Annotated in this window: 2 protein-coding genes; both read left to right on the top strand. The window is 76.3% G+C overall.

The features are described 5' to 3' along the window. On the top strand, positions 1–10004 hold a 10004-nt coding region (locus ACFVHV_RS29005), incomplete at its 5' end, for a type I polyketide synthase (protein ID WP_380354804.1). A 36-nt stretch (positions 10005–10040) separates the two neighbouring features. Beyond that, complete coding sequence (locus ACFVHV_RS29000; RefSeq protein ID WP_380354801.1) at positions 10041–21119, top strand: type I polyketide synthase; 11079 nt, start codon at positions 10041–10043, stop codon at positions 21117–21119. Positions 21120–21131: the final 12 nt, after the last annotated feature.

The raw sequence follows: 21131 nt of genomic DNA, 5'->3' as shown, positions 1-21131 counted from the left end.
ACTACGCGGCGGCGAACGCCTTCCTGGACGCGTGGATCCAGCGGCGCCGCGACCGCGGCCTCGCCGGACTCTCGATCGCCTGGGGCGCCTGGGCGCAGGACGGCCTCGCCACCGGCGAGGTGGTCGTCGAGCGGCTGCGGCGCGGCGGCGTGCTGCCGATGGACCCGGAACTCGCGATCCAGGCCCTGGCCAGGGCCGTCGACCACGACGAGACCGAGGTCAGCGTCGCCGACATCGACTGGCCGCAGTTCCTCGGCGGCTTCACCGGCTCCCGTCCGAGCACCCTGCTCGCGGACCTGCCGGAAGCCGCGGCGCGGCCCGCGCCCGCCGGGGCGGAGGCCCCCGTGCCGATGGGCTCCGAGCTGGCCTCGGCGCCGGCCGGCCGGCGCCGCCAGCTGCTGCTCGACCTCGTCCGGGCCCAGGCCGCGTCCGTGCTCGGCCACGCCTCGGTCGACGCGGTGGCGCCCGCCCGGGCCTTCCGGGAGCTGGGCTTCGACTCGCTGACCGCCGTCGAACTGCGCAACCGGCTCGGCGCCGAGACCGCGCTGCGGCTGCCGACGACGCTCGTGTTCGACCACCCGACGCCCACCCGGCTCGCCGATCACCTGCTCGGCCTGATGCTCGGTGACCGGGCCGTGCTGACCGAGGCGATGGCGCCCGCACCGGCCGGGACCGACGAGCCGATCGTGATCGTCGGCATGAGCTGCCGCTTCCCCGGCGACGTCGGCACGCCCGCCGAACTGTGGCAGCTGCTGACCGACGGCGCGGACGGCGTCGGCCCGTTCCCGACCGACCGCGGCTGGGACCTCGACCGCGACGCCGGGACGTACGCGCCCGAGGGCGGCTTCCTCCGGCACGCCACCGACTTCGACGCGAGCCTGTTCGGCATCTCGCCGCGCGAGGCCCTCGCGATGGACCCCCAGCAGCGGCTGCTGCTGGAGGCGTCCTGGGAGGCCTTCGAATCGGCGGGCACCGACCCGCTGTCCGTCCACGGCGCCCCCGTCGGCGTCTTCGTCGGCACCAACGGCCAGGACTACGGCACCCTGCTCGCCGCCTCCGGCGAGGAGGTCGAGGGGCACGTGCTGACCGGCAACGCCGCGTCGGTGCTCTCCGGCCGGGTCGCGTACGCGTTCGGGCTGGAGGGCCCGGCGCTGACCGTGGACACGGCCTGCTCCGCCTCGCTGGTCGCCCTGCACCTCGCGGCGCAGGCGCTGCGCCGGGGCGAGTGCGAACTGGCGCTGGCCGGCGGTGTCACCGTGATGTCCACCAACACCGCCTTCGCCGAGTTCGCCCGGCAGGGCGGCCTGGCCTCGGACGGCCGCTGCAAGGCCTTCTCGGCCGAGGCGGACGGCACCGGCTGGTCGGAGGGCGTCGGCGTGCTGGTGCTGGAGCGGCTGTCGGACGCGCGGCGCCACGGGCACGAGGTGCTGGCGGTGGTGCGCGGCAGCGCGGTCAACCAGGACGGCGCGTCCAACGGCCTCACCGCCCCGAACGGCCCGTCGCAGGAGCGGGTGATCCGGCAGGCGCTGGCGAGTGCCGGGCTGTCGGCCGCCGACGTCGACGCCGTCGAGGCGCACGGCACCGGTACCCGCCTCGGCGACCCGATCGAGGCCCAGGCGCTGCTGGCCACCTACGGCCAGGAGCGGGCCGGTGAGCCGCTCTGGCTCGGCGCGATCAAGTCGAACATCGGGCACACCCAGGCCGCGGCCGGTGTGGCGGGTGTGATCAAGATGGTGCAGGCGCTGCGGCACGGCGTGCTCCCGGCGACGTTGCACGCGGAGCAGCGGACCTCCGAGGTCGACTGGTCGGCGGGCGCGGTGGAACTGCTCACCGAGTCCCGCCCCTGGCCCGAGCTGGACCGGCCGCGCCGCGCGGGCGTCTCCTCCTTCGGCATCAGCGGCACCAACGCCCACGTCATCCTGGAGGCCGCGCCCGCGGTGGCGGCCGAGGAGCCGGTGGCCGTCGAGGGTGTGCTGCCGTGGCCGGTGTCGGGGCGGACCGCCTCCGCACTGGCGGCGCAGGCCGGGCGACTGGCCGGATTCCTCGCGGCCGAACCGGAGTTCGCTCCGGCGGAGGTGGCCGCGGGGCTGCTGTCCCGGGCCGCGCTGGACCACCGCGCGGTGGTGTTCGGCGGCGACCGGGACGAGCTGCGCTCCGGTGTCGCCGCGCTGGCGGCGGGCGAGCCCTCGGCCCTGGTGGTCTCGGGCGTCCCGGCGCAGGGGGGTACGGCGCAGGGGGGTACGGCGCAGGGGGGTACGGCCTTCCTGTTCACCGGTCAGGGCGCGCAGCGGGCCGGGATGGGGGCCGGGCTGTACGCGCGGTTCCCGGTGTTCGCGGCGGCCTTCGACGCGGTCTGCGCCGAGCTGGACCTGCTGCTGGACCGGCCGGTGAAGGACGTGGTGTTCGAGGGCGTCGAGGATCTGGACCGGACGGTGTGGGCGCAGGCCGGGCTGTTCGCGGTCGAGGTCGCCTCGTACCGGTTGCTCGAATCCTGGGGCGTGACGGCCGACTTCCTCCTCGGGCACTCGATCGGCGAGATCGCCGCCGCCCACGTCGCCGGGGTGTTCTCGCTGGTGGACGCCTGCGCCCTGGTGGCGGCGCGCGGCCGGCTGATGGACGCACTGCCCGAGGGCGGGGTGATGCTCGCCGTACAGGCCACCGAGGCCGAGGTCCGCGACGCGATCGGCGACCGCCTGGACGTCGCGGCCGTCAACGGTCCGACCTCGCTGGTGGTCTCCGGCCCGGCGGAGGCCGTCGAGGAGCTCGCCGAGCGCTGGCGGGCCGAGGGCCGCAAGACCAGCCGGCTGACCGTCTCGCACGCCTTCCACTCGGCCCTGATGGAGCCGATGCTCGAAGAATTCGCCGCCGTTCTGGCGGAGTTGACCTACGCGGAGCCGCAGCTGCCGATCGTCTCCGACCTGACCGGCGAACTCGCCGGGCCCGGGCTGATGTCCACCCCGTCCTACTGGGTGCGGCAGGTCCGCGAGGCCGTCCGCTTCGCCGACGGCGTCGAGGCGCTGCACGGCCGGGGCGTCACCCGCTTCGTGGAGCTCGGCCCGGACGGCGTGCTGACCGCGCTGGCCGGCCGGATGCTCCCCGACGCGGTCTGCGCGCCGCTGCTGCGCAAGGACCGGGACGACGCCGACACGGCACTGCGGGCGCTCGCCACGCTGTGGACGGCCGGGGCGGAGATCGACTGGTCCGGGCTGCTGCCCGCCGGCCGCCGGACCGAGCTGCCGACCTACGCCTTCCAGCGGGAGCGCTACTGGCCGAAGGCCGCGCCCGGAACGGCCGTCGTGGCCGACCCGGACGAGGCGCGCTTCTGGCAGGCCGTGGAGCGCCAGGACCTCGGCGAACTCGCCGCGGCCCTGGACATCGACCGGGCGCCCGAGGAGTTGGGCTCCGTCCTGCCGGTGCTGTCCTCGTGGCGGCAGCGGCGTCGGGTGGATTCGGTGGTGGACTCGTGGCGGTACCGGGTGACGTGGAAGCCGTTGGCCGGTTCGGCGGAGGGGCGGCTGTCCGGTCGTTGGCTGCTGGTGACGGGTGCGGGTGCGGGTGCTGGTGCGGGTGCGTCGGTGGAGGGCGTGGAGAGCGCGCTGCTGGCCGCCGGTGCGGAGGTCGTTCCGCTGGCCGTCGACGGCGCCGGCCGGGAGGAACTGGCCGACCGGATGCGCGAGTTGAACGCCGGGGGCGGGCTGGCGGGTGTGGTCTCGCTCCTCGCCACCGACGCCGAGCCGCACGCCGAGCCGCATGCCGGGGGCTCGCTGCTCCCGGCCGGGGTGGCAGCGACGCTGACCCTGCTGCATGCCCTCGCCGACTCCGGTGTCCGGGCCAAGCTGTGGTCGGTGACGTCCGGTGCGGTGTCGGTGGGCCGGGCGGACCGGTTGGTGAGCCCGTGGCAGGCGCAGGTGTGGGGTCTTGGCCGGGTGGCGGCGCTGGAGCTGCCGGATGTGTGGGGCGGGTTGGTCGATCTTCCGCCGGTGGTGGACGAGCGGGTCGGTCGTCGGCTGGTGGCGGTGCTGGGCGGTGGTGAGGACCAGGTGGCGGTGCGTTCCTCCGGTGCGTACGGTCGCAGGTTCGTGCACGCGCCCCAGCCCGTCGGCCGGGTCGACGGGTGGGCGCCGTCCGGGACGGTGCTGGTGACCGGTGGGCTGGGGGCGCTGGGTGCGTCGGTGGCTCGTTGGCTGGCCGGGCGTGGTGTGCCGCATCTGGTGCTGACCGGTCGTCGTGGTGTCGAGACGCCGGGCGCGGGCGAGTTGGTGGCGGAGCTGACGGCCCTGGGTGCCCGGGTGACGGTCGCTGCCTGTGATGTGGCGGACCGTGACGCGGTGGTGTCCCTGCTGGCGGGGATTCCGGCCGAGCTGCCGCTGAGCGGTGTGGTGCACACCGCGGGTGTGGTGGACGACGGGATGCTGGACGCGCAGTCGGCGGAGCGCTTCGAGACGGTCTTCGCGGGCAAGGTCGGCGGGCTGCTGCACCTGGACGAGTTGACGGCCGGGCTGGACCTTGACCTGTTCGTGGTGTTCTCCTCGCTGGCGGGGACGCTGGGCAGTGCCGGGCAGGGCAACTACGCGGCGGCGAACGCCTTCCTGGACGCGTGGATCCAGCGGCGCCGCGACCGCGGCCTCGCCGGACTCTCGATCGCCTGGGGCGCCTGGGCGGAGCAGGGCATGGCCACCGAGGACGTGGTGGCCGACCGGGTCCGGCGCGCCGGACTGACGCCGATGGACGCACGACTGGCGATGGAGGCGATGGCCAGGGCCGTCGACCACGGCGAGGACCTCGTGGCGATCGCCGACGTCGACTGGGCGCGGATGCTGCCCGCCTTCGCCGGGGCCAGGACCAGCCCGCTGCTGGCCGAGCTGCCCGAAGCGGCCCGGACCGACCGGGCCGACCGGGCCGATGACGCCGGGGCGGAAGCGACCGGGGCGCGGGGGCTCGCGGAGCTGCCCCCCGCCCAGCGCGACCGGGCGCTGCTGGACCTGATCCGCAGCTGCGCGGCCGCAGTGCTGGGGCACGCGTCGAGCGCGAGCGTCGAACCGGGCCGGGCCTTCCGCGACATCGGCTTCGACTCGCTGACCGCGGTGGCCTTCCGCAACCTGATCGGTGCCCGCACCGGCCTCCGGCTGCCGGCCACCCTGGTCTTCGACCACCCGACGCCGATCGCCCTGGGCGAGTTCCTGCTCGCCGAGCTGTACGGTGCGGCCGACCCGGTGCCGGCGCCGGACACCGCGTCCGTCGCCGCCGAGGACGAGCCGATCGCGATCGTCGGCATGGCCTGCCGGTTCCCGGGCGGCGCCCGGACGCCGGAGGCCCTGTGGGCGCTGCTCTCCGGCAGCGGGGACGCGATGACCGGCTTCCCCGTCGACCGCGGGTGGGACCTCGCCGACCGGTCGGGCTCGTACGCGGCCGTCGGCGGCTTCCTCGACGGCGTCGCGGAGTTCGACGCCACGCTGTTCGGCATCTCGCCGCGCGAGGCCCTCGCGATGGACCCCCAGCAGCGGCTGCTGCTGGAGACGGTCTGGGAGACCTTCGAGTCCGCCGGAATGGACCCGCGGTCCGCGCGGGGCCGGTCCGTGGGCGTCTTCGCGGGCACCAACGGCCAGGATTACCCGACGCTGCTCGCCGCCGCCGAGGACAAGGTCGAGGGGCACGTCGCCACCGGCAACGCGGCGGCGGTGCTCTCCGGCCGGGTCGCGTACGCGTTCGGGCTGGAGGGACCGGCGCTGACCGTGGACACGGCCTGCTCCGCCTCGCTGGTCGCCCTGCACCTCGCGGCGCAGGCGCTGCGCCGGGGCGAGTGCGAACTGGCGCTGGCCGGCGGTGTCACCGTGATGTCCACGCCGGGCGTGTTCAGCGAGTTCGACCGCCAGGGCGGCCTGGCCGCCGACGGCCGCTGCAAGGCCTTCGCGGCGGACGCGGACGGTACGGGCTGGGGCGAGGGCGTCGGCGTCCTGCTGGTCGAGCGGCTCTCGGACGCGCGCCGCAACGGGCACCGGGTGCTGGCGGTGGTGCGGGGCAGCGCGGTCAACCAGGACGGCGCCTCCAACGGCCTCACCGCCCCGAACGGCCCCGCCCAGCAGCGGGTGATCCGCCAGGCCCTGGCCAATGCCGGGCTGTCGGCCGCGGACGTGGACGCCGTCGAGGCGCACGGCACCGGCACCAAGCTCGGCGACCCGATCGAGGCCCAGGCGCTGCTGGCCACCTACGGCCGGGAGCGTGCGGGCGAACCGCTCTGGCTCGGCTCGATCAAGTCCAACATCGGCCACACCCAGGCCGCGGCCGGTGTGGCGGGTGTGATCAAGATGGTGCAGGCGCTGCGGCACGGCGTGCTGCCGGCCACCCTGCACGTCGGTGAGCCGTCGCCCCAGGTCGACTGGTCGGCGGGCGCGGTGGAACTGCTCACCGAGGCGCGCCCCTGGCCCGAGCTGGACCGGCCGCGCCGGGCGGGCGTCTCCTCCTTCGGCATCAGCGGCACCAACGCCCACATCATCCTGGAGTCCGCCCCGGCGGACCCGGTGGAGTCGGCGGAAGCGGTGGAGCCCCCGGCCGCCGTTCCGGCGGGCGGTCTGCCGTGGCTGCTCTCCGGGCAGAGCGCCGAATCGCTGCGGGCCCAGGCACAGCGGCTCACCGCGCACCTGGACGCCGAACCCGGCCACGACCCGGTGGACGCGGCCTGGTCGCTGGCGACCGGACGGGCCGGGCTGGCGCACCGCGCCGTCGTGCTCGGCGCCGACCGGGAAGCGCTGCGCTCCGGCGCCGGGGCCCTCGCCTCGGCGGCCTTCTCGGCGGACGTGGTCACCGGCACAGTGCGGGAGGGCCGCCTGGCCTTCCTGTTCACCGGCCAGGGCGCCCAGCGCGCAGGCATGGGCCGGGAGTTGTACGACGCGCAGCCGGTTTTCGCGGCGGCCTTCGACGCGGTCTGCGCGGAGTTCGACCTGCTGCTGGACCGGCCGGTGAAGGATGTGGTGTTCGAGGGCGCCGAGGATCTGGACCGTACGGTGTGGGCTCAGGCCGGCCTGTTCGCGGTCGAGGTCGCCTCGTACCGGCTGCTCGAATCCTGGGGTGTGGCACCGGAGTTCCTGCTCGGCCACTCGATCGGTGAGATCGCGGCCGCCCACGTCGCCGGGGTGTTCTCGCTCGCCGACGCGTGCGCCCTGGTGGCGGCGCGCGGCCGGCTGATGGACGCGCTGCCGAGCGGCGGGGCGATGCTGGCGGTGCAGGCCACCGAGGCCGAGGTCCGCGACGCGATCGGCGGTCGGCTGGATGTCGCGGCCGTCAACGGCCCGACCGCGCTGGTGGTTTCGGGTCCGGCCGAGGTGGTCGAGGAGTTCGCGGCCCGCTGGAAGGCCGAGGGTCGCAAGACCAGCCGTCTGACGGTCTCGCACGCCTTCCACTCGGCGCTGATGGAGCCGATGCTCGGCGAATTCGCCTCCGTACTCGGCGGGTTGACCTTCGCCGAGCCGCGCATCCCGGTCGTCTCCAACTTGACTGGCGGGATCGCCGAACCCGGCCTGCTCACCACCCCCGACTACTGGGTGCGGCAGGTCCGCGAAGCCGTCCGCTTCGCCGACGGCGTCGAGACCCTGCACCGCGAGGGCGTCACCCGCTTCGTGGAGCTCGGCCCGGACGGCGTGCTCTGCGCGCTGGCCCAGCAGTCGGTCTCCGAGGCCGTGTTCGCCCCCGTGATGCGGCGCGACCGGAACGAGGCCGGGACGGCGCTGCACGCGCTGGCCCGGCTCTGGACGGCCGGCGCCGAGGTGGACTGGCCGGCGGTCCTGCCGCGCGGCCGACGGGTCGACCTGCCGACGTACGCCTTCCACCACGAGCGGTTCTGGCCGACCCCGGCGCCCGCGCCGCTGCCGTCAGGGGACGCCGTGGAGTCCCGGTTCTGGGAGGCCGTCGAGCGCGAGGACCTGGCCGAACTGGCGGGCACGCTGCGCCTCGGCGAGCGGTCCGAGGTGCTCGGCGAGATCCTGCCCGCGCTCTCCTCCTGGCGCCGGCTGCGCCGCCGGGACTCGGTGCTCGACAGCTGGCGCTACGAGGTCACCTGGAAGCCGGTCCCGGCGCCGGTCGCCGAGCCCGAACTGGACGGGAGCTGGCTGGTGCTGGTCCTCGACGGGACCGACCGGGACCTGGCCGAGGGCGTGCGCACGGCGATCCGCTCCGCCGGGGCGCGCACCGTCGACCTCGTACTGGACCCGGCGGACCTCGACCGGGCCGCTCTCGCGGCCCGCCTCCTGGCCGCGGTCGAGGGCGTGCCCGACGTGGCCGGCGCGGTGCTGTTGGCCGCCGCCCACGACGGCCCGGACGCCGACCGCGCCGTGTCGCCGGCCGTGGCCGCCACCCTGGTGACGGTGCAGGCGCTCGGCGACGCCAACCTGAAGACGCCGCTGTGGACGCTCACCCGCGGCGCCGTCCGGACCGGCCCCGGCGACCTGCTCGCCGACCCGGCGCAGGCGCAGGTGTGGGGCCTCGGCCGGGTCGCCGCGCTGGAGCACCCGCAGCGCTGGGGCGGCCTGGTCGACCTGCCGGAGACCGTGGACGCGGCGGCCGGCCGGACCCTGGCCGGCGTGCTGGGCGGCACACCGGGCGAGGACCAGGTCGCGGTGCGCGGCGCGGGCGAGGCCCTCGTCCGGCGCCTCGTCCGGGTCGACGCCACCGACGGTACGGCGGAGCCCTCGTGGGCGCCGTCCGGTCCCGGCACGGTGCTGGTCACCGGCGGAACCGGCGCGCTGGGCGCGGTGGTCGCCCGCTGGCTCGCCGAGTCCGGCGTCACCCGGCTGCTGCTGACCGGCCGCCGCGGCCCGGAGGCGCCCGGCGTCGCCGAACTCGTCGCCGAACTCGCCGAACTGGGCGCCGAGGCGACCGTCGCGGCCTGCGACGCCGCCGACCGCGAGGCGCTGGCGGCGGTGCTGGCGCAGGTCCCGTCCGAGGCCCCGCTGATCGGCGTGGTGCACGCGGCCGGGGTCCTGGACGACGGCACGCTCGACGCCCTCACCCCGGAGCGGTTCGCCACCGTCCTGGCGGCGAAGGCGTCCGGCCTGGTGCACCTGGACGAACTCACCGGTGACCTGGACTTCTTCGTGGCGTTCTCCTCGCTGGCCGGCACCGTCGGCAGCGCCGGACAGGGCAACTACGCCGCGGCGAACGCCTTCCTGGACGCCTGGATGGAGCACCGGCACGACCGGGGCCTGCCCGGCGTGTCGGTGGCCTGGGGCCCGTGGGCGCAGGACGGAATGGCCACCGGTCAGGTCGTGACGGACCGGCTGCGCCGCAGCGGGGTCCCGGCGATGGACCCGCGTTCGGCGGTCCGGGCCCTGGCCCGGGCGATCGGCGGGGACCGGCCGAACCTGGTGGTCGCGGACATCGACTGGCCCACCTTCGCGCCCCGGTTCGCCGGGACGCGGCCGAACCCGCTGATGCGCGACCTGGCGGAGTTCGCGGCGCTGGTCCCGTCGGCGGCCGAGGCGGTCGTCCTCGACGGCTCCGCCGGGCTGCGCCGGGAACTGGCGGCGCTGCCCGCCCCGCAGCGGCAGCGGATGCTGCTCGACCTGGTCCGCGCCCGCGCCGCCGCGGTCCTCGGCCGCGACAGCGCCGAGGCCGTCGCACCGGACCAGGCGTTCCGCTCGATCGGGTTCGACTCGCTGATCGCGGTGGAGTTCCGCAACCTGCTGCACCACGAGACCGGTCTCAACCTGCCGGCCACGCTGGTGTTCGACCACCCGACGCCCACCGCGCTCGGCGCCCACCTCGGCAGCCTGCTGCTGCCCGAGGAGGCCGACCGGACGGTCGACGTAGTGGCGGACCTGGACCGGCTGGAGGCCAGGCTGCTGCGGCTCGACGCCGACGAGCGGGAACGGGCGGACGTCGCCGCCCGGCTCCAGGGCCTGCTGGCCCGCCTGGCGGGCACGGGCGAGACGCAATCGGACGACGCGCTGGACGACGCCAGCGCCGATGAGGTCCTCGACCTCATCCGGAAGGAATTCGGGGGCCCGGCTTGATCGTCGTCGAGGCACCGTTCGTGAAGGGGAAGATCCATGGCGGATGACCAGAAGCTGCTCGACCATCTGAAGTGGGTGACGGGCGAGCTCCGCCAGGCGCACCGCCGGATCCGCACCATCGAGGACCGCGCGCAGGAGCCGATCGCCATCGTCGGCATGGGCTGCCGCTTCCCCGGCGGGGTGCGGACGCCCGCCGAGCTGTGGCGGCTGGTGGCCGGACGCACCGACGCGGTCGGCGACTTCCCGACCAACCGGGGCTGGGCCGAGGACGAGGACGAGGACTACGCCCGGCAGGGCGGCTTCCTCCACGACGCCGACGAGTTCGACGCGGCGTTCTTCGGCATCAGCCCGCGCGAGGCCACCGCCATGGACCCGCAGCAGCGCCTGCTGCTGGAAGCCTCCTGGGAGGCCTTCGAGGCCGCCGGCCTGAACCCGCGCGCGCTGCGCGGCAGCCGAACCGGGGTGTTCGCGGGCACCAACGGCCAGGACTACGGCCTGGTCGCGCTCGCCTCCCCGGAGGGCCTGGAGGGGCACATCGCCACCGGCACCACCGCCAGCGTGATGTCCGGCCGGCTCTCGTACGTGTTCGGGCTGGAGGGCCCGGCGGTCACCGTGGACACGGCCTGCTCGTCCTCGCTGGTCGCCATGCACCTCGCGGCGCACGCGCTGCGCTCCGGCGAGTGCGACCTGGCCCTCGCGGGCGGCGCCACCGTGATGTCCACCCCCGGCGGGTACGCCAGCTTCAACCGGCAGGGCGGGCTGGCGGCGGACGGCCGCTGCAAGGCCTTCGCGGCGGACGCGGACGGCACGGGCTGGGGCGAGGGCGTCGGCGTGCTGGTGCTGGAGCGGCTGTCGGACGCGCAGCGGCTCGGGCACGAGGTGCTGGCGGTGGTCCGGGGGAGCGCGGTCAACCAGGACGGCGCCTCGAACGGTCTGACGGCGCCGAACGGCCCGTCGCAGGAGCGGGTGATCCGGCAGGCGCTGGCCAACGCCCGCCTGGAGGCGGCCGAGGTGGACGCGGTCGAGGCGCACGGCACCGGCACCAGCCTGGGCGACCCGATCGAGGCCCAGGCGCTGCTGGCCACCTACGGGCAGGAGCGCCCCGAGGGGCGGCCGCTCTGGCTGGGCTCGATCAAGTCGAACATCGGGCACACCCAGGCGGCGGCCGGTGTGGCGGGCGTGATCAAGATGGTGCAGGCGATGCGGCAGGGCGTCCTGCCGGCCACCCTGCACGCGGACGCGCCGTCCCCGCACGTCGACTGGTCGGCCGGCGCGGTCGAGCTGCTGACCGAGGCCCGTCCGTGGCCGGAGGCGGACCGTCCGCGTCGCGCGGGGGTGTCCTCCTTCGGGATCAGCGGCACCAACGCCCACGTCATCCTGGAGTCGGCGCCGGAGGCTCCGGCGGAGGGGGCTCCGGCGGAGGAGCCCCCGGCTCCGAACGCCGTGGCGCCGTGGCCGGTGTCGGGCGGATCGTCCGAGGCACTGGCGGCGCAGGCCGGTCGACTCGCCGAATTCCTCGGCGGGGAGCCGGAGTTCGCACCGGCAGAGGTGGCGGGGACGCTGCTCTCCCGGGCCGCGCTGGCCCACCGCGCGGTGCTGCTCGGGTCCGACCGGGCGGCGCTGCTGGACGGCCTGGCCGCGCTGGCGGACGGCCGCCCCTCGGGCGGGGTCGTCACCGGGATCGCGACGGAGGGCCGGACGGCGTTCCTGTTCACCGGTCAGGGTGCGCAGCGGGTCGGCATGGGCCGGGGGCTGTACGAGGCCTTCCCCGCGTTCGCGTCGGCGTTCGACGAGGTCTGTGCGGAGCTGGACGGGAAGCTCGGTCGGTCGGTGCGCGAGGTCGTCTTCGAGGGCGTCGAGGATCTGGACCGTACGGTGTGGGCGCAGGCCGGGTTGTTCGCGGTCGAGGTGGCGTCGTTCCGGCTGCTGGAGTCCTGGGGAGTGGCGCCGGAGTTCCTGCTCGGGCACTCGATCGGTGAGGTGGCGGCCGCCCATGTGGCGGGCGTGTTCTCGCTGGCGGACGCGTGCGCCCTGGTGGCGGCGCGCGGTCGGCTGATGGACGCGCTGCCGAGCGGCGGGGCGATGCTGGCGGTGCAGTCCGCCGAGGCGGAGGTGCGTTCGGAGATCGGTGACCGGCTCGATGTCGCGGCCGTCAACGGCCCGACCTCGCTGGTGGTTTCGGGTCCGGTCGAGGTGGTCGAGGAGTTCGCGGCCCGCTGGAAGGCCGAGGGCCGCAAGACCAGCCGGCTGGCGGTCTCGCACGCCTTCCACTCGGCGCTGATGGAGCCGATGCTGGAAGAATTCGCTTCCGTGCTCGGCGGGTTGACCTTCGCCGAGCCGCAGATTCCGGTCGTCTCCAACCTGACCGGCGGGATCGCCGGGCCCGGCCTGCTCACCACCCCCGACTACTGGGTCCGCCAGGTCCGCGAGGCCGTCCGCTTCGCCGACGGCGTCGAGGCCCTGCACCGCGAGGGCGTGAGCCGGTTCGTGGAGCTGGGCCCGGACGCCGTGCTGTCGGGTCTGGTCGGGCAGCAGCTCGCCGAGGGCGCGGTCGCCCCGCTGATGCGCCGTGACCGCGCGGAGTCCGAGACCGCGCTGACCGCGCTCGCCACCCTGTGGACGAGCGGCACCGAACTCGACTGGTCCCTGGTCGTCACCGGTGGACGCCGGCTCGACCTGCCGACCTACGCCTTCCAGCGGCAGCGGTACTGGCCGAAGCCGACCGCCGGGGCGGGCGACGTGAAGGCCCTCGGCCAGACCGGGGCCCGGCACCCGCTGCTGGGCGCGGTCGTCGCCCTGCACGGCGGGGGACTGGTGCTGACCGGGCGGCTGAGCCTGGCCGTGCACCCCTGGCTCGCCGACCACGCCGTCCTGGAGACCGTGCTCGTCCCCGGCACCGCCCTGGTGGAGATGGCGCTGAGGGCGGGCCGCGAGGCCGGCTGCGAGGTGCTGCGCGAGCTGGTGATCCAGTCGCCGCTGGTGCTGCCGCAGCAGGGCGGCGTCGGCGTCCAGGTGAGCGTCTCCGAGGCCGACGAGGCCGGGGACCGCACCGTGCAGGTCCTGTCGCGCTCCGAGGCGGAGGACTCCGCGTGGGTGTGCCACGCGACCGGGGTGCTCTCCCCGGCGGGCGCCGCCGCCCCGGCCGCCGACGGCTCCGCCGCTGCCGGGACCTGGCCGCCCGTGGGGGCCGAGCCCGTCGACCTCGACGGCTTCTACGACCGCCTGACGGCCGTCGGCTACGGCTACGGACCGGTGTTCCAGGGCCTGCACGCGGCCTGGAGCGACGGCGACAGCGTCCACGCCGAGGTGCTGCTCCCCGAGGCCGCCGCCGGCCAGGGGCAGGCGTACGGCCTGCACCCCGCGCTGCTGGACGCCGCGCTGCACGCGGTCGGCTTCTCCGCCGCCGCGGACGCCCACCGGGCCGCCCGGATGCCGTTCGCCTGGACCGGCGTCCGGCTGCACGCGGCCGGTGCCGCCGTGCTGCGGGTCACCCTGACCGTGACCGCCGACGGCGTGGCGCTGAGCGTCGCCGACGGCACCGGGGCGCCCGTCATGACCATCGAGTCCCTGGTGCTGCGGGAGGTCGAGGCCGAGCAGCTGCGACCCGCCGTCGGCCCGGCCGTCGCCGAGGCGCTGTTCGCGCTGGACTGGACCCCGGTCACGCCGTCGGGAGCCGCCGGTGCCGGGCCCGCGACCTGGGCCGTGCTCGGTGCGCCCGCCCCGGGCGGCGCGGACACCCCCGCGCCCGCCGTCCCGCCGCTCGACGCGCCCCGGTACGCCGGGATCGCCGAGCTGGTCGCCGCGCTCGACGACGGACGCCCGGCGCCCCAGGCCGTCGTGCTGCCCGTCCCCACGACCGCCGCCGAGGCCGTCGACCTGCCCGCCAGGGTGCGGGAGACGGCCGGCCGCCTCCTGACGGACCTCCAGGCCTGGCTGGCCGAGGAGCGGCTGGCGGACACCCGGCTGGTGGTCGTGACCCGCGGCGCCGTTGCCGTCGGCCAGGAGCCCGTCGACCTGGTCGCCGCCGCGGTCCGGGGCCTGGTCCGCTCCGCGCAGACCGAGAACCCCGGCCGGATCGTGCTGGTCGACCTGGAGGGCGAGGCCCCGGCCGACGACTGGTGCCCGGTCGCCGCCCACGGCGACGAGCCGGTGCTGGCCGTCCGCGACGGCGCCGTCCTCGCCGCCCGGCTGGCCCGGCCCTCGGACACGCTCGCCGTGCCGTCCGGCCGGGAGGCCTGGCGCCTGGACACCCTCGGTCCCGGGACGCTGGAGAACCTCGCCCTGGTCCCCGCGCCGGACGCCGACCGGCCGCTCGGCCCCGGCGAGGTGCGGGTCGCCGTCCGCGCCGGCGGCGTGAACTTCCGCGACGTGCTGCTCGCGCTCGGCATGTACCCGGAGCGCGCGCCGATGGGCGCCGAGGCGTCCGGCGTGGTGGTCGGGACCGGCCCCGGCGTCACCGACCTCGCCCCCGGCGACCGGGTGTTCGGCTTCTTCTCCGGCGGCATCGCCGCCACCGCGGTCACGGCCCGCGACCTGCTGGCCCGCATCCCCGCCGGCTGGACCTTCGCCCGGGCCGCCGCCGTCCCGCTGGTGTTCGCGACGGCCTACTACGGGCTGCGCGACCTGGCCGACGTCCGGCCCGGCGAGTCCGTGCTGGTGCACGCCGCCGCCGGGGGCGTCGGCATGGCCGCCGTCCAGCTCGGCCGGCACCTGGGCCTCGACGTCTACGGCACGGCCAGCGCCGGCAAGTGGGACGTGCTGCGCGCCCAGGGCCTCGACGACACCCGCATCGCCTCCTCCCGCGACCTGGACTTCGAGGAGTCCTTCCGGGCCGCCACCGGCGGACGCGGCGTGGACGTCGTGCTCAACGCGCTGGCCGGCGAGTTCGTCGACGCCTCGCTGCGCCTGCTCGCGCCTGGCGGCCGCTTCCTGGAGATGGGCAAGGCCGACGTCCGCACCGACCTCCCGCGCGAGGACGTCCGCTACCGCGCCTTCGACCTCGGCGAGGCCGGACCGGTGCGGATGGGCGAGATCCTCGCCGAGGTCATCGCCCTGTTCGACGCCGGCGCGCTGCACGACCTGCCGACCACGGCCTGGGACGTGCGCAACGCCGTCGAGGCCTTCCGGCACATCGGCCAGGCCCGGCACATCGGCAAGAACGTCCTCACCGTCCCGGCGCCGCTCGACCCCGAGGGCACCGTCCTGATCACCGGTGGCACCGGCACCCTGGGCGGGCTGCTGGCCCGCCACCTGGCCGCCGAGCACGGCGTACGGCACCTGCTCCTGCTGAGCCGTCAGGGCCCGGCCGCCGCCGGCGCCGCGGAGCTGGTCGCCGACCTGCGGGAACTGGGCGCCGAGGCGACCCTCGCGGCCTGCGACGCCGCCGACCGCGAGGCGCTGGCCGCGGTGCTCGCCGCGATCCCCGCCGAGCACCCGCTCACCGGCGTCGTGCACACCGCGGGCGTCCTGGACGACGGCGTGTTCGGCGCGCTCACCCCGGCCCGGCTCGACGCCGTGCTGCGCCCCAAGGTGGACGCGGCCGTCAACCTGCACGAGCTCACCGCCGACGCCGACCTGGCCGCGTTCGTGCTCTACTCCTCCGCCGCGGGGACCTTCGGCACCGGCGGCCAGGCCAACTACGCGGCCGCGAACGCCTTCCTGGACGCCCTCGCCGCGCACCGCCGGGCGCACGGCCTGCCCGCGCAGTCGCTCGGCTGGGGCCTGTGGGCGAAGGCCAGCGCCCTCACCGGGCACCTCGCCGAGGGTTCCACCGTGACCAGCGGCGACCGGCTCTCCGGCACGCTGACCGCCGAACTCGGACTGGCCCTCCACGATCGCGCGGCCGCCCTGCCCGCCGCGCACCTGCTGCCGGTCCCGCTCGACCTCGCGGCCGCCCGCGCCTCGGGCGCCGAGCCGCCGTCCCTGCTGCGCGGCCTGGTCCGCCCCACCCTGCGGCACGCCGCCGACGGCCCGGCGACGGGCGGGCAGGCCACGCTGGAACGCCGGCTCCGGGGCCTGGAGGACGGCGAGCGGCGGCAACTGCTGCTCGACCTGGTCCGGACGAACACGGCCACCGTGCTCGGCCACGCGGGTGCCGAGGCGGTCGGGCCGCAGCAGGCGTTCAAGGACCTCGGCGTCGACTCGCTGGCCGCGGTGGAACTGCGCAACCGGCTGAACACCGCCACCGGGCGGCGGCTGCCCGCCACCCTGGTGTTCGACTACCCGACGGCCGCGGCCCTCGCGGACTTCCTCGCCACCCTGCTGCTCGGGGCGGCAGAGGAGGCCGACCGGCCCCGCGCGACGGCTGCCGTCGCCGACCCCGGCGAGCCGATCGCCATCGTCGGCATGTCCTGCCGCTTCCCCGGCCACGTGGCCTCCCCGGCCGACCTGTGGCGACTGGTCTCCACGGGCGGGGACGGGATCGTGCGGTTCCCGCCCGACCGCGGCTGGGACCTCACCGGGCAGTCCGGCGCCTACGCCACCCTCGGGGGCTTCGTCGACGGCGTCGCGGACTTCGACGCCGGCCTGTTCGGGATCTCGCCGCGCGAGGCGCTGGCGATGGACCCGCAGCAGCGGCTGCTGCTGGAGGCCTCCTGGGAGGCCTTCGAATCCGCCGGCCTCGATCCCCGGGCGCTCAAGGGCGAGCCGATCGGCGTCTTCGCCGGCGCCGCGCCCTCCTACTACGGCGTCGACGTGGACCTGCCCCAGGACACCGAGGGGCACCGGCTGACCGGTGGCGCGACCAGCGTCCTGTCCGGCCGGGTGGCGTACGCGTTCGGGCTGGAGGGCCCGGCGATGACCGTGGACACGGCCTGCTCGTCCTCGCTGGTCGCGCTGCACCTCGCGGCGCAGGCGCTGCGTTCCGGCGAGTGCGACCTGGCCCTCGCGAGCGGGGTGACGGTGATGACCGGCTCCGGAGTGTTCACCGAGTTCGCCCGGCAGGGCGGGCTGGCGGCGGACGGCCGCTGCAAGCCCTTCGCGGCCGGCGCGGACGGTACGGGCTGGGGCGAGGGCGTCGGCGTGCTGGTGGTCGAGCGGCTGTCGGACGCCCGGCGGCTCGGGCACCAGGTGCTGGCGGTGGTGCGGGGCAGCGCGGTCAACCAGGACGGCGCGTCCAACGGTCTGACCGCGCCGAACGGTCCGGCTCAGCAGCGGGTGATCCGGCAGGCCCTGGCGAGCGCCGGGCTGACGGCCGCCGAGGTGGACGCCGTCGAGGCGCACGGCACCGGCACCAGCCTGGGCGACCCGATCGAGGCGCAGGCGCTGCTCGCCACCTACGGCCAGGGCCGCGGTGACGAGCCGCTGTGGCTGGGCTCGATCAAGTCCAACATCGGCCACACCCAGGCGGCGGCCGGCGTGGCGGGCGTCATCAAGATGGTGCAGGCGCTGCGGCACGGCGTGCTCCCGGCGACGTTGCACGCGGAGCAGCGGACCTCCGAGGTGGACTGGTCGGCGGGCGCGGTCGAGCTGCTCACCGAGGCCCGGCCGTGGCCGGAGGCCGGTCGCCCGCGTCGCGCGGGTGTGTCCTCCTTCGGGATCAGCGGCACCAACGCCCACGTGATCCTGGAGGCGGCTCCGGCGGTGGTGGTCGAGGAGACGGAGACCACCCAGGGCGTGCTGCCCTGGCTCGTGTCGGGACGCTCGGCCGGCGCGCTGGCGGCGCAGGCCGGGCGGATGGCCGAATTCCTCGGCAGGGAGCCGGAGTTCGCGCCGGTGGAGGTGGCGGGGACGCTGCTCTCCCGGGCCGTGCTGGAGCACCGTGCGGTGGTGTTCGGCGACGACAGGGCGGCACTGCTGGACGGTCTGGCCGCGCTGGCGGACGGGCGCTCCTCGGGCGGGGTCGTCTCCGGGATCGCGACCGAGGGCCGGACGGCGTTCCTGTTCACCGGTCAGGGCGCGCAGCGGGTCGGCATGGGCCGGGACCTGTACGAGGCGTTCCCCGCCTTCGCGGAGGCCTTCGACGCGGTCTGCGCGGAGTTCGACCTGCTGCTGGACCGGCCGGTGAAGGACGTGGTGTTCGAGGGCGTCGAGGATCTGGACCGTACGGTGTGGGCGCAGGCCGGGCTGTTCGCGGTCGAGGCGGCGTCGTTCCGGCTGCTCGAATCCTGGGGCGTGGCACCGGAGTTCCTGCTCGGGCACTCGATCGGTGAGATCGCGGCCGCCCATGTGGCGGGCGTGTTCTCGCTCGCCGACGCGTGCGCCCTGGTGGCCGCGCGCGGCCGGCTGATGCAGGCGCTGCCCGAGGGCGGAGCGATGCTGGCGGTGCAGGCCACCGAGCCCGAGGTCTGCGAGGCGATCGGCGACCGCCTGGACGTCGCGGCCGTCAACGGCCCGACCTCGGTGGTGGTTTCGGGTCCGGTCGAAACGATCGAGGAGTACGCCGCGCGCTGGAAGGCCGAGGGCCGCAAGACCAGCCGGCTGACCGTCTCGCACGCCTTCCACTCGGCCCTGATGGAGCCGATGCTCGAAGAATTCGCCGCCGTCCTCGCGGAGTTGACCTTCAACGAGCCGCGCATCCCGATCGTCTCCAACCTGACCGGCGGGATCGCCGAGCCCGGCCTGCTCACCACCCCCGACTACTGGGTCCGCCAGGTCCGGGAGGCCGTCCGCTTCGCCGACGGCGTCGAGGCCCTGCACCGCGAGGGCGTGACCCGTCTCGTCGAGCTGGGCCCGGACGGTGTGCTGACCGCGCTCGCCGCGCAGAGCGCGCCCGACGCGGTCGGCGTGCCGCTGCTGCGCAAGGACCGGGACGGCCGCGAGACCGTCCTGACCGCGCTGGCCGTGCTCTGGACGGCTGGTGACGCGATCGACTGGTCCGCGCTGCTGCCCACGGCCCGTCACCTTCCGCTGCCGACCTACGCCTTCCAACGGGACCGCTACTGGCCGGACCCGGCCCAGGCCCCGGCCGGCAAGCCGCAGGACGCCGACCCGGCGGACCCGGCGGAGGCCGGGTTCTGGGCCGCCGTGGAGCGCGGCGACCTGGCGGAGCTGGCCGACACGCTGGACCTCGGCCCGCAGGCGCTGGACCCGGTCGTGCCCGCGCTCGCCGCGTGGCGGACCCGGCGTCGCCGGGACGCGACGATCGACGGCTGGCGCTACCGCGTCGACTGGACGCCGCTGACCGGCCTGCCCGCCACGGGGCTGCTGGACGGCGGCTGGCTGGTCGTCGCGGCGCAGGACTCCGAGCTGACCGAGTGGGCCACCGCCGCGCTCCGCTCCGCCGGGGCCGAGGTCACCGTCGTGGTCGACCCGGGCACCGGCCGGGACGCGCTGGCCGCCCGGCTCGCCGAGGCGGCCGGAGCGGCGGGTGAGGTCTCCGGCGTCCTGTCGCTGACCGCCGCCGTCGGCTCCGCGCTGCCCGGATCGGCGCTGCCCGAGGGCACCGCCGCCACCGTGGCCCTGCTCCAGGCGCTCGGCCGCGCGGGGATCGGGGCGCCGCTCTGGGTGGCCACCCGGGGCGCCGTCCGCACCGGCGGGGACGATCCGCTGGACAGCCCGGCCCAGGCGTCGGTCTGGGGCCTCGGCCGGGTGGCCGCGCTGGAGGACCCGGAGCGCTGGGGCGGCCTGGTCGACCTGCCGGTCACCGTGGACGCCCGTGCCGGCGACCTGCTGACCGTCCTGCTCGGCGAGGCCCCCGGCGAGGACCAGGTCGCGATCCGCGGGACGGGCCTGCTGGCCCGCCGACTGGTGCGCGCCCCGCTGGACACCGCCGTTCCGGCGCCCGAGGGCTGGCGGCCCACCGGAACGGTCCTGGTGACCGGCGGGCTGGGCGCGCTCGGCGCCGACTCCGCCCGGTGGCTGGCCCGGCGCGGCGCCGCGCACCTGGTGCTGCTCGGCCGGCGCGGGGCGGACACCCCCGGCGCGCGGGAGCTCGCGGCCGAACTGGCCGGGTACGGCAGCCGGGTCACCCTCGCCGCGTGCGACGTGGCCGACCGCGACGCCCTGGCCCGCGTGCTGGCCGCCGTGCCGCGGGACCTGCCGCTGACCGCCGTGCTGCACGCCGCCGGGGTCGACGGCCTGGGCCGGCTGGACGAGGCCGACGCCGACGGGCTCGACGCGGTGCTGGCCGCGAAGCTCGGGGGAGCGGTGCACCTGCACGAGCTGACCGCCGGGCTCGACCTGGAGCAGTTCGTCGTCTTCTCCTCGATCGCCGCGGTCTGGGGCGGCGGCGGACAGGGCGCGTACGCGGCGGGCAACGCCTTCCTGGACGCCCTGGTGGAGCACCGCCGGGCCCGCGGCCTGGCCGGCACCTCGGTGGCCTGGGGAGCGTGGGCGGGCGCCGGACTGGCCGTCAGCGGGGACACCGGCGGCCTGCTGCGCCGCGGCGTCACCCCGATGGATCCCGAACTCGGCGTTCAGGCCCTCGCCCAGGCCGTCGACCGGGCGGAGAGCGGTCTGACCGTGGCCGACGTGGACTGGGAGGTCTTCGGCGCGGCGTTCACCTCCGCCCGGCCCAGCCCGCTGCTGCACGAACTGCTGGACGAGCCGGCGGCGGCCGCGGGCGCGGAGCCGGCCGCGACGGGAGACGCCGACGAGGCGTCCGCCCTCGCCGCCCGGCTGGCGGCGGCGCCGCCGCGCCGGCGCCCGCAGATCCTGGTCGACGTGGTGCGGGCCGAGGCGGCCACCGTGCTGCGCTACCAGGACGGCCGCTCCGTCGCGGCCGGCCAGGCGTTCAAGGACCTCGGCTTCGACTCCTTGACCGCGGTCGAGCTGCGCAACCGGCTGAGCCGGGTGACCGGCCTGCGCCTGCCGCCGAGCCTGGTGTTCAACCACCGCACCCCCCAGCGGGTGGCCGCCTTCCTCGGCGAGGAGCTGGGCGTCCTGGTCGAGGAGCGGCCCGCCGGCCCGGACGAGGCGGCGGTCCGCGCGACGCTGGCGGCCATCCCGATCGAGCGGCTGCGGGAGGCCGGACTGATGGACACCCTGCTGAGCCTGGCGGACCCGGCGCCGTCGGGCACACCCGGGACACCCGACCGGCCCGACGGCCCGGACCAGCCGGACGGTCCGGACGTGCCGGTCGGGTCGGACGACCTTGATGATCTGGACGACCTGGACGATCTGGACGCCGACGCGCTGATCGAGATGGCCCTGAACACCGAACGAGACGACGCCTGAGCCATGGAGAAA

The sequence above is a fragment of the Kitasatospora sp. NPDC127116 genome, assembly GCF_042677365.1.
Lineage (GTDB): Bacteria > Actinomycetota > Actinomycetes > Streptomycetales > Streptomycetaceae > Kitasatospora > Kitasatospora lactacystinica.
This window is presented reverse-complemented; position numbering and strand designations above follow the sequence as displayed.

Bases quoted from the DNA above. Each gene is read 5' to 3' on its own strand.
- ACFVHV_RS29000 (WP_380354801.1), top strand. From the start codon at position 10,041: ATGGCGGATGACCAGAAGCTGCTCGACCATCTGAAGTGGGTGACGGGC.